10 protein-coding genes are annotated in these 15,127 nt (G+C 71.1%); 1 reads left to right on the top strand and 9 read right to left on the bottom strand.

The window, feature by feature from the left end; all coding sequences use genetic code 11:
* Positions 1-24: 24 nt before the first annotated feature.
* From K8638_RS38375 to K8638_RS38345, 7 genes are all read right to left on the bottom strand, one after another.
* Positions 25-1,884, bottom strand: a complete 1,860-nt coding sequence (locus K8638_RS38375) for an assimilatory sulfite reductase (NADPH) flavoprotein subunit (protein ID WP_223759701.1) — start codon at positions 1,882-1,884, stop codon at positions 25-27.
* Positions 1,881-3,617 (bottom strand): GTP-binding protein, encoded by a 1,737-nt coding sequence (locus K8638_RS38370; RefSeq protein WP_223759700.1) that lies wholly within the window; start codon positions 3,615-3,617, stop codon positions 1,881-1,883. The genes K8638_RS38375 and K8638_RS38370 overlap by 4 nt, the downstream gene beginning before the upstream one ends.
* Entirely contained in the window at positions 3,617-4,522 is a 906-nt protein-coding gene (cysD, locus tag K8638_RS38365; RefSeq protein WP_370644224.1) for a sulfate adenylyltransferase subunit CysD, read from the bottom strand. The genes K8638_RS38370 and cysD overlap by 1 nt, the downstream gene beginning before the upstream one ends.
* Positions 4,523-4,529: 7 nt before the next feature.
* Entirely contained in the window at positions 4,530-5,330 is an 801-nt protein-coding gene (gene cobA, locus K8638_RS38360) for a uroporphyrinogen-III C-methyltransferase (RefSeq protein ID WP_223759698.1), read from the bottom strand.
* Positions 5,327-5,983 carry a bifunctional precorrin-2 dehydrogenase/sirohydrochlorin ferrochelatase gene (locus K8638_RS38355; RefSeq protein ID WP_223759697.1) on the bottom strand — a complete coding sequence of 219 codons (657 nt, stop codon included), beginning with the start codon at positions 5,981-5,983 and terminating at the stop codon, positions 5,327-5,329. The genes cobA and K8638_RS38355 overlap by 4 nt, the downstream gene beginning before the upstream one ends.
* 10 nt (positions 5,984-5,993) lie before the next feature.
* Positions 5,994-6,743: a phosphoadenylyl-sulfate reductase gene (locus K8638_RS38350; protein WP_223759696.1), complete on the bottom strand. Its 750-nt coding sequence runs from the start codon at positions 6,741-6,743 to the stop codon at positions 5,994-5,996.
* 496 nt (positions 6,744-7,239) lie between these two features.
* Positions 7,240-7,794, bottom strand: coding sequence for a Uma2 family endonuclease (locus tag K8638_RS38345; protein WP_223759695.1), 555 nt, complete (start codon positions 7,792-7,794; stop codon positions 7,240-7,242).
* A 251-nt stretch (positions 7,795-8,045) separates the two neighbouring features.
* Here K8638_RS38345 and K8638_RS38340 point away from each other — a divergent pair, with 251 nt between their 5' ends.
* Positions 8,046-9,194 (top strand): trypsin-like serine protease, encoded by a 1,149-nt coding sequence (locus tag K8638_RS38340; protein WP_223759694.1) that lies wholly within the window; start codon positions 8,046-8,048, stop codon positions 9,192-9,194.
* Positions 9,195-9,254: 60 nt separating this feature from the next.
* Here K8638_RS38340 and K8638_RS38335 read toward each other — a convergent pair whose 3' ends face one another.
* Both K8638_RS38335 and K8638_RS38330 read right to left on the bottom strand, forming a co-directional pair.
* Positions 9,255-10,475, bottom strand: coding sequence for an alpha-hydroxy acid oxidase (locus K8638_RS38335; protein ID WP_223759693.1), 1,221 nt, complete (start codon positions 10,473-10,475; stop codon positions 9,255-9,257).
* 121 nt (positions 10,476-10,596) lie between these two features.
* The gene (locus K8638_RS38330; RefSeq protein ID WP_223759692.1) at positions 10,597-15,099 is read right to left on the bottom strand and encodes a non-ribosomal peptide synthetase; all 4,503 of its coding nucleotides are present in this window, start codon (positions 15,097-15,099) and stop codon (positions 10,597-10,599) included.
* Positions 15,100-15,127 lie beyond the last annotated feature (28 nt).

Here is a 15,127-nt window from a genome sequence, read left to right as displayed (position 1 = left end):
CAGGGGCTCACAATCACAAGGGGTTCAGTAGACGTCGCGCAGGTAGCGCCGCTGGTCGCGCAGGCCCTGGAGCCAGGCCTCCGCGTCCTCGCGGCTCCTTCCGCCGTGCATGGAGACGATGTCGACCAGCGCCGCGTGGACGTCCGGGGCCATGCGCTGGGCGTCGCCGCAGACGTAGAGGGACGCGCCGCCCTCCAGCCACTCGTAGACCTCGCGCCCGGCCTCGCGCAGGCGGTGCTGCACGTAGACCTTCTCCGCGTGATCTCTCGAGAAGGCGAGCGACAGCCGGTGCAGCGTCTTCTTCTTCAGGGCCTCCTGCCACTCCACCTGGTAGAGGAACTGCGTGCGGAAGTGCTGCTCGCCGAAGAAGAGCCAGTTGCGGCCGCGCGCGCCCACCTCTGCGCGCTCCTGCACGAAGGCTCGGAAGGGCGCCACGCCCGTGCCGGGGCCAATCATCAGCACGTCCCTGTCTCCGTCCTCCGGGAGGCGGAAGCGCTCGTTGGGCTCGATGAAGACGCGGACCCTGTCCGTCCCGGCCGCGCGCGTGGCCAGGTGGTACGAGGCGGCGCCGAAGTGGCGTGTGCCGAAGGCGGTGTAGTCCACCACCGACACCGTCAGGTGCGCTTCCGCGCCCGCGTGCTTCGGGCTGGAGGCAATCGAGTACAGCCGGGGCGCCAGCCGGCGCAGCGCCTGGACCAGCTCCGCGGCACCCCAGGGCGCCCGGTGTGCGCGCAGCAGGTCGATGACCTGGTGGCTCGCCAGCAGCGCGCGAAAGCCCTCCGTGCCCTCCGGCTTCAGCAGCCCCCGCAGCTCCTCGCTGCCCGACAGGGTGGCGTGGCGCTCCAGGAAGGGCCGGCTGAGCTTCGTGAGCTCCAGCTCCTCCGCCAGCCACTTCGCCAGCGGCAGGGTGCGCCCGTCCCGGGTCACCTCCGTGCCGCCGTCCAGCTTCAGCTCGGAGAGGAACGCGTCCACCAGCTCCGGAGGGTTGTGCGGCCACACCCCCAGCGCGTCGCCGGGCAGGTACTCCAGGCCGGAGCCTTCGAGCGACAGCTCCAGGTGCCTCACGTCCTTGAGCGCGCCCCGGCCGGTGATGCGCTGGTTGACCAGCACCTCGGCGGCGAATGGAGCTTCCTTGCCGTGGACGGGCGGGGACGTAACCCCTCGCAGGGGAACGACGGCGGCGATGGGCGCGTCCCGAGGCGACAGGGCCTCCTTTGCCCGGGCAAAGGCCTGGTCGAGCCAACCTCCGGCCACGGGCTCGAAGTCCACGTCGCAGTCGGCGCGCTCCACGAGCCGGGTGGCGCCCAGCTCCGCGAAGCGCGCATCGAGCACGCGTCCCACCTCGCAGAACTTCGGGTAGCTGGAGTCGCCCAGGCCCAGCACCGCGAAGCGCAGCCCCTCCAGCCGGGGAGCCCGCTTGCCCAGCACGTGCTCGACGAAGCCGCGCGAGTCATCCGGCGGGTCCCCATCCCCTTGGGTGCTGATGACCACGCAGAGCAGCCGCTCCCTGGCCAGTTCGCGCACGGGGTAGTCACTGGCGCGGAAGAGGCGCACCGGTAGCCCCGCGGACTCCACCTGCCGCTTGAGCCGCTCCGCCAGCATCCGGCTGTTCCCCGTCTGCGTGCCGTAGATGATGGTGAGCGGGGAGGCGGGAGTGGCCTCGGGCGCAGCGGACACGGGAGCCGCCACCGAGACCGGAGCGGACATCCCGGCTCCAGCAGTCCGCGCCGCGAGGCCCGCCGCATAGCCGCTCAGCCAGTGGAGGGCCGCGGTGTCGAGCCCCTCCACCAGCTTGAGCAGCAGCGCGCCCTTCTCCTCGCCTACCAACGCGGAGACGAAAGACGGGGCGGCGCGAGGCGCGCCTCCAGAAGACGAGGGGCTCACTTCGAGGACTCCCGAGGGTTGAAGAGGCGGTCCACCTGCGGCGCCAGGTCCTCCGCCGCATCCACCTCCAGCCACGCCACGCCCGAGTCACGGGTCTCGGCGCGCAGGGCACGCCGGACCTGGGGCGCGTCGGCGTGCACCAGGGCCACCAGCCCCGCACCGGCCAGCGCCAGGGCCACCTCCACGTCGCCCGCGACGACGGCCACGTGCCGGCCCTGGTCGAACAGGCGGCGCTCCAGTGCGAAGGCCAGGGAGGCCGCCTCTGGTGCCAGGGGCAGGAGCACGATGGCGCCGGGCTGACCCAGCCGCGCACTCCGCTCCGCGGCGGAGATGAGGGAGGACTCCAGCACTCCTCGCGCCCCGGTGTCGGCCGGGCCGAGCACCATGCCCGCGCCCACCGTGTCATGCGTGAGCGCGTCGATGATGATGAAGGCCCCGGTGCGGCGATTCTCCCGGTACGGGTCGCACAGCAGCGGGCGCCGGCACACCAGCCGCACCTTGCCGATGTCGTTGAGCGCCAGCGACTCCGCCGGTTCCTCGGACAGGTCCTCCAGCTCCATGCGCCAGTGGATGCGCTCCATCTGCGCGGGGGCGGTGCGGGTGGCCTGCTTCACCAGGTAGCGGCGCGACGGGTCCAGGGGCTGCTCGCCGAACCACACCAGCATCGCGTCGAGCTGCTGGAGCGCCAGCGGCGGCTCGTCCACATGGGCCAGCAGGTCCCCCCGGCTGGCATCCACGTTGTCCGCCAGCCGCAGGGTGACGGAGGCGGGCGCGGAGGCCTCCTCCAGTGGCCCGTCGAAGGTATCGATGCCCGCCACACGCGTGCGGCGACCGGAGGGGAGCACCTGGACTTCGTCACCCACGCGCACGGTGCCCGAGGCCACCTGTCCAGCGAGCCCCCGGTAGTCCTGGTGTGGACGAAGCACGTACTGGACGGGGAATCGGAAGGGCGCGTTGTCCAACCGGCGCTGGTGCGGCAGCGACTCCAGCCACCCCAGCAGCGTGCCGCCCTCGTGCCACGGCGTGCGGGCGCTGGGGCGGGTGATGTTGTCGCCCCGGCTGGCGCTCACCGGGAAGAGGCGCACGCCCTCGAAGCCCAGGGTGTGTGCGAAGTCCGCCAGCTCGGAGCCGATGCGCTCGAAGGTGGCCCGGTCGAAGCCCACCAGGTCCATCTTGTTCACCGCCACCGCGAGGTACGGAATGCCCAGCAGGTTGGCGATGTACGCATGGCGCCGCGTCTGCGGCAGCACGCCCAGCCGCGCGTCCACCAGGATGACGGCCGCGTCCGCCGTGGAGGCGCCCGTGGCCATGTTGCGCGTGTACTGAATGTGCCCCGGCGTGTCGGCGATGATGATTTTGCGCTTCGACGTGGACAGGTAGCGGTAGGCCACGTCGATGGTGATGCCCTGCTCGCGCTCGGCGCGCAGGCCGTCGGTGAAGAGGGAGAAGTCCAGCTCCTCCTCCTCGGCGCCGGCCGCGGCCCGCAGGCCCTGGGCGAGCAGCTCCGGGGGCACTTCGGTCCGGGCGGCGGCCCGCTTCGCGCTGGCGCGGCGCACGGCGGAAATCTGGTCCTCGAAGAGACCGTCGCACTCGTAGAGGAGCCGGCCGATGAGCGTGGACTTCCCGTCGTCCACCGAGCCCACGACGACGAGCCGCAGCAATTCGCGGCTGGAGTGCTCGTCGAGGAGGTGCTGCACGTCCTGGTGGAGGTGCGTCCGCGGTGCGGTGTCCATTAGAAGTAGCCCTCGCGCTTCTTGAGCTCCATGGAGCCCTCTTCGTCGTGGTCGATGAGGCGGCCCTGCCGCTCGGACTGACGGGCGTGGACCATTTCGTGGATGACGGCCTCCACCGTGGTGGCGGAGGACTCGATGGCGCCGCTCAGCGGGTAGCAGCCGAGCGTCCGGAAGCGCACCCGCCGAAGCGCGGGCTTCTCACCGGGGCGCAGGCGCATGCGCTCGTCGTCCACCATCAGCAGCGTGCCGTTGCGGTCGAGGATGGGGCGCTCGGCGGCGAAGTAGAGCGGCACCACGGGGATGCGCTCGCGCAGCACGTAGTGCCACACGTCCAGCTCGGTCCAGTTGGACAGGGGGAAGACGCGCATGCTCTCCCCGGCGTCCACGCGGCCGTTGTAGAGGTTCCACAGCTCCGGCCGCTGCCTGCGCGGGTCCCACTGGCCGTGGCGGTCGCGGAAGGAGAACACGCGCTCCTTGGCGCGGGACTTCTCCTCGTCGCGGCGCGCGCCACCGAAGGCGGCGTCGAAGCCGTGCTCCGCCAGCGCCTCCAGCAGCGCCTGCGTCTTCATGGCGTGGGTGTACTTCTGGCTGCCGTGGTCGAAGGGGTTGATGCCCTCGGCGAGCGCCTTGCGGTTCTGGTGGACGATGAGGCGCAGCCCGTGCCGCGCCACGAAGGCATCGCGGAAGGCGTACATGTCCCGGAACTTCCAGGTGGTGTCCACGTGGAGGAGCGGGAAGGGCGGGGGGGCGGGGTGGAAGGCCTTGCGCGCCAGGTGCAGCAGCACCTGCGAGTCCTTGCCGATGCTGTAGAGCATCACCGGGTTGGCGAACTCCGCCACCGTCTCGCGAAGGATGTGGATGCTCTCCGCCTCCAGCTCCGCCAGGTGGGACCTGCTTCCGGCCAGCGTGTCTTCACTCATGTCCTGCCTCCGCCACGCGGGGCAGCGAGTGCCCGGCGATTGAAGAACCTCGCGCCACCAGCGAGGGCAGCCGGGAGCGGAGCGCCACCACCTCGCCCACCACCAGCAGCGCCGGCGAGCCGATGCCGTCGCGCCGGGCCTCGAGGGCGATGTTGCCCAGGGTGGACTCCACCACCCGCTGGTGCTCCCAGGTGCCCGCCTCCACCACGGCGGCGGGCGTGGAGGCCGCACGGCCTTTCGACACGAGGGCGCGCACCACCTCTTCCAGCCTGTCTCCCGCCATGAAGAGCACCAGCGTCCGGGCCCTCGCCAGGAAGGCCCAGTCCGGCGCGCCGCCGGCCCGGTGCGCGGTGGCGAACGTCACCTCTCCGGACACGTCGCGGTGGGTGACGGGGATGGCCGCCGAGGCGGGGACGGCGATGCCGGCGGACAGTCCCGGCACCACCTCGTAGGGGATGCCGGCCGCCTCCAGCGCGAGCGCTTCTTCCGCGCCGCGGCCGAAGACGAATGGGTCGCCTCCCTTGAGCCGCACCACCCGGCGCCCCAGGCGGGCCTGGGCGATGAGCACGGTGTGGATGTCCTCCTGCCGCACGGACTCGCCGCCGCCCTCCTTGCCCACGTAGATGAGCCGGGCGTGGGGGCGCGCGTGCTCCAGCACGGCGGGGTGGATGAGCCGGTCATGCACCACCGTGTCGGCTTCCTTCAGAAGCCGGGCCGCGCGCAGGGTGAGCAGCTCCGGGTCTCCCGGGCCCGCTCCCACCAGGTACACGCGTCCCTTCACCTGCTCTCTCATGTCGTCTCTCCGGAGGACTTCAAGGTCTTCAGTTCCGCGCGGAGGTGGGCCCACGCGGCCTTCCGCTCGCCCCGCTCCAGCAGCGCGCCGATGTCTCCCTCCACCAGCCTCTTCAGCAGCCGCTGGCGCTCCCGGCCCGCGGGCAGGTGCCTGCGCAGCCACCCGCTGAGTCGCGCGAGCCACACGTGGTGCGGCGCCACCCGCGCCATCAGCTCGCGCCGCAGCAGGCGCGCCATGGCGGGTGCCTGTCCGGCGGTGGAGATGGCGACGGTGATGGGGCCGCGGCGTCCCACCGAGGGCAGGGTGAAGTCGCACAGCTCCGGCACGTCCGCGGTGTTCACCCAGATGCCGAGCGCGCGGGACTCCTCCGCCACGCGGGGGCCCACGTCGGCGTCGTCCGTGGCCGCCAGCACGAGGTCATGACCACGCACGTCGCCGGGGGCATAGGGGCGCCGCAGCCATTCGAGGCGGCCCTCTTCAGCCAGCCGCCGCAGGGTGGAGGTCACTTCGGGAGACACGACGCGCAGCCGTGCGCCGGCTTCGAGCACCGCCAGGGCGCGGCCCTCGGCGATGGTTCCGCCGCCCACCAGGAGGACGCGGCGGCCCTCCAGACGCAGGCAGACGGGGTAGTCGATGGGATGGGGGAAGGTCATGGGGGTGGGTTCAGCGGACCGGGTGCAGGCCGCACTCGCTGTGCTCGCGGGACTCCCACCACCAGCGGCCGGCGCGCGCGTCCTCGTACGGCTTCACCGCGCGCGTGCAGGGCGCGCAGCCGATGGACGGGTAGCCGCGGTCATGGAGTGAGTTGTAGGGGACGGCGTTGGCCTGGATGTAGGCCCACACGTCCTTCCGGGTCCAAGCGGCCAGCGGGTTGAGCTTGAGCAGCCCTCCGTGCTCGGTGTCGAGCTCGGCGACTTCGATGGCGGCGCGGTTGTCGGACTGCTCGCGGCGCAGCCCCGTCACCCAGGCCTCGCTACCTGCGAGCGCGCGGCGTAGCGGCTCGACCTTGCGGATGGCGCAGCACTCCCTGCGGGCCTCCAGGCTGCGGCGAAAGGAGAAGTACCCCTGTGTGGATTCGAGCGCCTCCACGTGGGCGCGCTCGGGGAAGAAGGTCTCCACGGTGGCGCCGTAGCGGTTGCGGACCACCTCGATGAGCTCGTACGTCTCGGGAGGAAGGCGGCCGGTGTCGAGGGTGAAGATGCGCAGGCTCGGCGCGTGCCGGCGCGCCAGGTCGATGAGGACCATGTCCTCCACGCCGAAGCTGGAGGCGAGGGCCGCGCGAGCGCCGAAGCGCCGCTCGACCCAGGCGAGCAGCACCTCCACGGGCGCGTCCTTCAGCGCGCGCGCTTCGTCGAGCAGCGCTTCGGCCGGGGCAGGTGCGGCGACGGCGATGGAGGACAGCGGCGGCGACATGGGGGAACTCCGGGAGGTGGAAAAAAGAAACGGCCCGCGCCTCGTGAGAGGGGCGGGCCGCGTGAGCAGGGAAGGTCGAGAAAGGGTGTGCTGCTAACCACTCCTCGCTGCTCGGCACCCGCCTGGGGGCGGACACACGGGACACGCACACGCCAGACAGCACGCGCCGCGCGCGGCGGTCAGCGCCTGGGACGTCGGAGCGTGGACGGAGAGCGAGGGCATGGGACGCGGGAGCTGCGGTGCGAAAGCGGCAGGGTGGAAAGCAGACGGCCCGGCTCCTTCGAGAGGAGGCCGGGCCGGGCGGACAGCGCGAGGCTCAGGAGAGGTCCGGAGCGCGCGTCAACAGCCCAGGCCCGACAGGGCACAACAGGCACACGACCGACAGCAGCGGCAGCGGAACAGCGCGGCGGTCGGGGTGGAGTGCGTCATCGGGAGACTTCAAGGTAACGAGGTCGAGGGGCCCCGTCAACCCGCCCCCAGGTTGGTGTCTCCCGCCCTACGTCTCGCCCCAGAGATAGGCGAGCTCGAGCTCGGCGGCCTCGAAGGGCTCGGCGCGAATGAAGGTCGAATCTGAGTGCATCGCGAGCAGTGAGTACTTCGCACCCTCCAACCGGAACACCTCCAGGGTGCGTGCCTCGGGGTCCACGAACCAGACGTGCCGCACCCCTTCGCGTGCATACACGGGGAGCTTCTCCTTCCGGTCCAGGGCCTTCGTGGAGGGCGAGAGCACTTCACAGACCCAGTCTGGCGCGAGTGTGTAGGCGGCGGTCCTCGGAGGGCTGGGCATCCGCTCGCGGCGCCAGCCGGCCAGGTCCGGGACGAGCACGTCCTCGCCCAGGTGAAGCTCCGGTTCATCCAGGATGAACCATCCTCCGGGCCCGTTCCTCCCCCGGTCAAATGGGCCTCCCAGCTCGATTCCCAACCGGGACGCCGCGACCGCATGGGGCCCTGCTGGTCGTGGGCTGACGTGCAGCACCCCACCGACAATCTCCCCGACGACGTTGTCGGGAAGTGCCTCCAGGTCCGAATAGGTGGCCGGTTTGTGTTCCATGACTGCCCCATGTTCCCCGACGCCCGTCTCCATATCCATGGGGCGGGAGTAACACCCGGGTCTGACCTGTCAGGGTGTCAACCACCCGGCCGCTCTGTAAGGTTGTCTCCGGTCTTGGTCCAGCGCAAGCCCCCGGACGAGGCAGGACCGAAATAAACGGAAATATTGATACAACAGGAATTCCGTTGATTTTGGGGTCAGGCGCTTTCACACTGCGCGAGCCTCATTCCCCCAATCACCGAGGTCCCCCCATGTTCTCTGGTGTGTCCAAGCGCCGCTGGGCAGTCGCCGGCGCGATGTCGCTGCTGGTTGGTTGTGGTCCGGAAGTCCTGGATGAGCAGCACCCGCAGGAGCCGGTTGGCTCCGGCGAGCAGGAAATCGTCGGTGGCACCAACACGACGATCACCGAGAACCCCTGGCAGGTGTCTCTGCAGAGCAGCTCGGGCTCCCACTTCTGCGGTGGCTCGGTGCTCAACGCGAACTGGATTCTGACCGCGCAGCACTGCGTGAAGTCGGGCAGCACCACCACCGCGCCGGGCCGCATCCTGGCGGGCAGCACCTCGCGCACCGGGAGCGGGCAGGTTCGCACGGTCGCCCAGGTCGTCACGTATTCCGGCTACTCGACGCCGGAGCTGGGCAAGGACGTGGCGCTGCTGCGCCTGTCCACGCCGCTGGACCTGAGCGGCACGAGCGTGAAGGCCATCCCCATCGTCACGGCGGCGGACGCGGCGGCGGGCGTCACCAACGCGGGCGTCGTCGCGCGTGTTACCGGCTGGGGCACGCTGACCAGCGGCGGCAGCACGCTCCCCACCACGCTGCAGACGGTGGACGTGAACCTCCTGACCAACGCCTCGGCGCAGGCGTCCTACCCGGATGAGACCATCACCGCGGACCAGCTCGCCGCGGCCGCGCCCGGCAAGGACTCGTGCCAGGGCGACAGCGGCGGTCCGCTCACGGTGCTGAAGAACGGCACCCGCGTGCTGGCGGGCGTCGTGAGCTGGGGCTACGGCTGCGCCGATCCGGCCTACCCCGGCATGTACTCGCGCGTGTCGTCCTTCGAGAGCTGGATCAACTCCACCATCAACGGCACCACCACCAGCACGACGCTGCTCGACAAGACGGGCCTGTCGGGCTCGAGCAGCACGTGGCAGCACTTCGCCATCACCGTCCCCGCGGGCAGCAGCAGCCTGACGGTGGTTCAGTCCGGCGGCACGGGTGACGCGGACCTCTACGTCCGCCAGGGCTCGCAGCCGACGACGAGCTCCTACAACTGCCGCCCGTACCTCAGCGGCAACGCCGAGACCTGCTCCATCTCCAGCCCGGCCGCCGGGACCTGGTACGTCTCCGTGCGCGCCTACTCGGCGTACTCGGGCGTGTCGCTGAAGGCGACCGTTCCGTAATTCGTCGCTCCCGCTGCATCCGGCGCCGGTCCTCGCGAGGGGGCCGGCGCCGTTTCATGTCTACCCGTGGACGCCCCCCGCGGGCAGGCGCCGAGCCCCCTCCACGAGCCGCAGCGGGGACACCGGCGAGTCCAGCAGCGCGGGCGCGTCCACGCGGAGGGACGAGCGGTCCAGGTCCGCCAGCCGGGGCCGGCCGAGCAGCGCCAGCGTCCGGTCAATCTCCTTGGAGAGGATGTCCAGCGCCAGCTCCACGCCGGCCTGTCCGTTGGCCGCGAGGCCGTAGAGGAACGGGCGGCCAATCATGCAGGCCCGCGCGCCCATGGCGATGGCCTTCACCACGTCCGAGCCCCGGCGGATGCCGCCGTCGAGGATGACCTCGCTGCGCCCCTCCACCGCGTCCACCACCTCGGGCAGCACGTCCACGGCTCCGGGGAGGAAGTCGAGCTGCCGTCCTCCGTGGTTGGAGACCACGAGCGCCTCCACGCCCAGCTCCACGGCGCGCCGCGCGTCCTCCGCGCAGGAGATGCCCTTGAGCACCAGCGGCCCCGGCCACACCGAGCGCAGCCACTCCACGTCCTTCCACGTCACCGACGGGTCGAACTGGCTGTTGGTGAACTGCGCGACGGAGACGGCATCCGTGCGCTTCAGCTCGGGCAGGTCCACGAAGTTGCCGAAGGTGGCGCGAGGGCTGGAGGACATCCGCAGCACCCAGCCCAGGTGACGGAACACGTCCAGCAGGTTGGTGAAGGTGATGCGCGGCGGAAGGGTGAAGCCATTGCGCCGGTCGTTCTCCCGGTTGCCCATGGCCGGCACGTCCACCGTGAGGCACAGCGCGCGGTAGCCCGCCGCCTTCGCCCGCTCCACCAGCGAGCGCGTGACGCCGCGGTCCCTCCACACGTAGAGCTGGAACCAGAGCGGTGACGGCGCCGCGGCGGCCACCTCCTCGATGGTGCCGATGGACATGGTGCTCAGCGTGAAGAGGGCGCCCCGGCTCGCGGCGCCCTTCGCGGCCAGCTCCTCGCCGCGAGGAGCCAGCAGCCCCGCCAGGCCGGTGGGCCCGAGGATGAGCGGCGTCGCGAGCTTCTCGCCCAGCACCGTGGTGGAGCGGTCCACCACGCTGACGTCCACCAGCGAGCGCGCACGGAAGAGGTAGCGGTCGAAGCCCCGGCGATTGGCACCCGCCGTGAAGCCGTCCTCGGCGGCGCCCTCGACGTAGTCGAAGACGGCCTTGGGGAGCCGCCGTCGGGCGCGCTGGCGGAGGTCCTCGATGTTGACGATCACGATGCGTACTCCAGCGGAGTGGTGAGTCCCGGAGTGCGTCCGCCCGGGCCGTGTCCCTGGCGAGGATAGCAGCCTCGCCAGGGAGTTCGCCGGTCGCCTCCGGGGATGGGAGGCGGTGGGCTCACTCGGAGTCTGGCTTCACGGAGTCGAGGAGCCCGGCGAGCGTCCGGGCGAGCGGGGTGACGTGGGGCGCGCGCAGCAGGGTGTAGTGGTCGCCCGGCACCTCGTGGACGGAGGGCGGCTCGGTGAGCCACGTCCCCCAGCCCAGGTCCGCGGCGGGTGTGTGTCCCTCGCCGGGTGTGGCCGCCGTGAAGACCCAGGTGGGGCCCGTGTAGGTGCCGCCGGGAACGTAGTGGCGCAGGGCTTCGTGCAGCCGCTGGTACACGGCGAAGAGGCGCTCCGCCGCGGACAGCTCCAGGCCGGGCGCTCCCGAGGGGGAGTGCCGCGCCTGCTCCAGCACGTAGGCCAGTGCGTCGCGCACGTCCAGCCGGCGCAGGTGCTCCACGTCCAGCGGGAGCTTCCACCAGGGCAGGCCGAGCACCTGACCGAAGCCGGCCAGGAGCGAGAGGGGGTCCGGCTCGGGCCGGGCCTGGGCCGTGGGTGCATGGCTGTCGAGGAGGGCGAGCACTTCCACACGCTCGCCGTCGGCCTGGAGGAGGCGGGCCATCTCGTACGCGACGAGTCCGCCAAAGGACCAGCCTCCCAGCCGGTAGGGGCCATGAGGCTGCACGGTGCGCACCTGTGAGAGGTAGTCGCGCGCCAGCATCTCGATGGAGGCCGCGGGCAGCTCGCCGCCTTCGAGCCCCGAGGCCGACAGGCCGTAGACGGGCCTGTCTTCGCCGAGCTGGCGGACGAGGTCGGAGTAGCCGAGCACCCCGCCACCACCTCCGTGCACGAGGAAGAGGGGGCTCCGCGTGGAGGTGCCCGAGTCCAGCCGCACGAGATTGGGAGTGGACCGTGCCCCGTCTCCACGTTGCTCCACCCACCGGGCCAGCCGCTCCACGGTGGGGGCCTGGAACAGGGTGGCCAGTGGCACCGTCAGGCCGGTGAGCTGGCGCAGGCGCGCCATGAGGCGCACGGCCAGCAGCGAGTGGCCGCCCAGGGCGAAGAAGTCGTCGGTGATACCCACCTTCTCCACGCGGAGGACCTCGGCCCAGAGTGTGGCGAGCGCCTGCTCCGTGGGAGTGCGCGGCGCGACGAAGCGGTGTGCGGAGGATGCAGCGGCGTCCGGCGCGGGCAGGGCCTTGCGGTCCACCTTGGCGTTGGCGGTGAGCGGGAAGGCGTCGAGGACGACCACGGCTGACGGAACCATGTACTCGGGCAGCCGCTGCGCGAGGAAGGCACGGAGCTGCGAGGAGTCCAGCACGGAGGATGGTGCGTCCTTCGCCGCCGGCACCACGTAGCCCACCAGCCGCTTGTCCCCGGGCACGTCCTCGCGAACGAGGGCGAGGGCCTCGGCGACGCCGGTGTGGGTGCGCAGGGCGGCTTCGACCTCGGCCAGTTCGATGCGGTAGCCGCGCACCTTCACCTGCGCGTCGGCGCGGCCGAGGAACTCCAGCACACCGTCATGTCGCCAGCGCGCGAGGTCGCCCGTGCGGTAGAGCCGTGCACCGGGAACACCGGAGAAGGCGTCAGGCACGAAGCGCTCGGCGGTGAGGGCGGGCTGCTCCACGTAGCCGCGCGCAAGGCCGTCGCCACCGATGAACAGCTCACCTGTGACACCAACGGGCACGGGCTGGCCCGAGGCGTCCAGCAGGTACACCTGGGTGTTGCCGATGGGCTTGCCGATGGGGACGGAAGTGCCGACGTGGGCGACGTCCGTCATGCGGTGGCAGGAGGCGAAGAGGGTGGACTCGGTGGGCCCGTAGCAGGCCGTTACCGGAATGGACATTCCTTCCAGCACCCGGCGGACGTGAGGCGCACTCACCACGTCGCCGCCGGTGAGGAGCTGCTTGACGCCGCGAAGTGCTGCGAAGTTGTGGTCCACCACCTGGGTGAAGAGGCCGGAGGTGAGGTGGAGCGTCGTCACCGCGTGCTTCGTCAGCACGGACTCCAGCTCGTTCAGGTCGGAAGGAGAGTGCGGCGGGAACACCACCAATCGAGCACCGTGGAGCAGCGGGCCCCACAGCTCCAGGGTGGAGGCGTCGAAGGAGACGGGGGCGATGAGGAGGAACGTCTCGTCCGGGCCGAGGTGGGCGTAGTCGACACCAAAGAGGGTGCGCAGCACTGCGGCCTGCGGAGTGCCGACGCCCTTGGGCCTGCCGGTGGAGCCGGAGGTGAAGTCGATGTACGCGAGGCTGTCGGGCAGCGCGGCGGGTGGAGGAGCGGAAGTCGGCAGCTCCTCCAGGGACACCTCCCCCAGCAGCACCGTGGCCAACCCGGAGGCGTTCCGCTCACCCGAGGTGGGGAGCGCGGGCCCGTGCGTGACGGAAGTCGCCGCACCAGGAAGCTTCGCCAGCAGCTCGCGTGTGGTGACGAGCACGCACGGGCGCGAGTCCTCCAGCATGGCGGCCAGGCGCTCACGCGGATACGACGGGTCCAGCGGGACATAGGCGCCGCCGGCCTTGAGGATGGCCAGCAGCGAGACAATCAGCTCGAGCGAGCGCTCCAGGGCAATGGCCACGCGCGAGTCGGTGGACACCCCGAGGCCGCGCAGATGCCAGGCGAGCTGGTTGGCGCGCTCATCGAGCTGCCGGTACGTCAGCTTCGCATCCCCGAACTCGATGGCGACCTTGTCCGGGAAGCGGGCCACCACCTGAGAGAAGACCTCGGGGAGGGTGGAGCCACGCGGGTACTCGGAGGCGGTGGCGTTCCACTCCACGAGCACCTGCTGGCGTTCTGCCACTGTGAGCATGGACGCCGAGGCCAGGGGCGCCTCGGGCCGGGAGACGAGGGCCTCCACCAGCGAGAGGAAGTGCTCCGCCATCCGCGCGGCCGTGGCGGCGTCGAAGAGGTCGGTGTTGTAACCCAGGACGCCCTGGTAGCCACTGGGAGTCTCTTCCAGGTTCAGCTCCAGCTCGAACCGGGCCGCGGGCGTGTCCACCTCCAGGGTGCGCAGCTTCAGCCCCGGCATGTCCGCCGAGGACATGGGCGCGTTCTGCAAGGCGAAGAGCACCTGGAAGAGCGGTGGGCGGCTCAGGTCGCGCGGAGCCTGAAGCTCCTCCACCAGCCGCTCGAACGGGACGTCCTGGTGTGCGTACGCGCCCAGCGCCGTCTCCTTCACCTGACGCAGCAGGTGGCGGAACGAGGCGCCTTCTTCCACCCGGGTCCGCATCACCAGCGTGTTGACGAAGAAGCCGATGAGGCCCTCCGTCTCACCGCGCTGGCGTCCGGCGATGGGCGAGCCGACGCTGATGTCCGGCTGTCCGGAGTAGCGCGACAGGAGCACCTGGAATGCGGCCAGCAGCGCCATGAAGGGCGTGGCCCCTTCCTGTTGGCAGAGTGCCTTGAGTGCCTCGGAGTCGGGACGCGAGAGTGCGACGGGGACCTTGGCGCCACGGAAGGTCCGCACGGGTGGGCGAGGCCTGTCTGTCGGCAGCTCCAGCGTGGCGAGCCCGGAGAGGTGCTCGCGCCACCAGGAGAGCTGCTCCTCCAGCACGGCCCCTTGCAGCCACTGGCGCTGCCAGACGGCGTAGTCGGCGTACTGGATGGGCAGTGCCGGCAGGGGAGGCGTCTGGCCCTGGGCGTCGGCCGCGTAGAGCGCGACCAACTCCCGCACCAGCACGCCCATGGACCAGCCGTCCGAGACGATGTGGTGCATGTTGAGCGCGAGCACATGCTCGGTGGGCCCGAGCTTCCACAGCCCCGCGCGCAACAGCGGGCCCTGGGAGAGATTGAAGGGCCGCGACGCTTCCTCGCGGAGCTCGCGCTCCAGTTCCTCCCGAGCGGCTTCCGGCTCCAGCCCACTGAGGTCCACCGTGGCCAGCGGTGGCGCTACGTGCGGATGAATGAGCTGGAGGGGCTGTCCCTCCTGCTCGTGGAAGGTGGTGCGCAGCGCCTCATGTCGGCGAACCAGTTCGGAGAGCGCACGCCTGAGCGAGTCCACGTCCAGCGCGCCTTGGAGGCGCACGAAGGTGGGCATGTTGTAGGTGGCACTGCCGGGCTCGAGCTGGTCGATGAACCACAGGCGCTGCTGGGCGAAGGACAGTGGCAGCGGGCCGGTGCGAGGCACGGGGACGATGGCTGGCGGCTGCCCCTGGAGAGCAGGCGCACGGGTGGGACCCACTCGCGCGGCGAGCCCTTCGACGGTGGGGGCGGCGAACAACTCGCGCAGCGGCAGTTCGACACCCATGGCGGCTCTCACACGGGAGACGAGCTGCGTGGCCAGCAGCGAGTGGCCACCGAGCGCGAAGAAGTTGTCGCGCACGCCCACGCGAGGCACGCGCAGCACCTGGGCGAAGAGTCCGGACAGCAGCTCCTCGGTGGGGGTGCGCGGGGCGACGTAGGACTCGGCAGGCGAGGTCAGCACCGCGTCCGGAGCCGGCAGGGCCTTTCTGTCCACCTTGGCATTGGCGGTGAGAGGCAGGGAGGCCAGAGGGACGAGTACCGAGGGCACCATGTACTCGGGCAGCCGCCGGGCCAGGAGGGCACGCAGCCGTGCCGTGTCCACCGGAGAGGGCGACAAACTCCCGCCCTGGACCTGCGCGCTGGCG

The organism is Myxococcus sp. RHSTA-1-4 (genome assembly GCF_020037125.1).
GTDB lineage: Bacteria > Myxococcota > Myxococcia > Myxococcales > Myxococcaceae > Myxococcus.
Note: the sequence above shows the minus strand (reverse complement) of the source record. Positions and strands in the feature narration are given on the sequence as shown.

Coding starts and splice junctions, on each gene's coding strand:
- K8638_RS38370 (WP_223759700.1), bottom strand. CDS start 3,617: ATGGACACCGCACCGCGGACGCACCTCCACCAGGACGTGCAGCACCTC.
- cobA (WP_223759698.1), bottom strand. CDS start 5,330: ATGAGAGAGCAGGTGAAGGGACGCGTGTACCTGGTGGGAGCGGGCCCG.
- K8638_RS38355 (WP_223759697.1), bottom strand. CDS start 5,983: ATGACCTTCCCCCATCCCATCGACTACCCCGTCTGCCTGCGTCTGGAG.
- K8638_RS38350 (WP_223759696.1), bottom strand. CDS start 6,743: ATGTCGCCGCCGCTGTCCTCCATCGCCGTCGCCGCACCTGCCCCGGCC.
- K8638_RS38345 (WP_223759695.1), bottom strand. CDS start 7,794: ATGGAACACAAACCGGCCACCTATTCGGACCTGGAGGCACTTCCCGAC.
- K8638_RS38340 (WP_223759694.1), top strand. CDS start 8,046: ATGTTCTCTGGTGTGTCCAAGCGCCGCTGGGCAGTCGCCGGCGCGATG.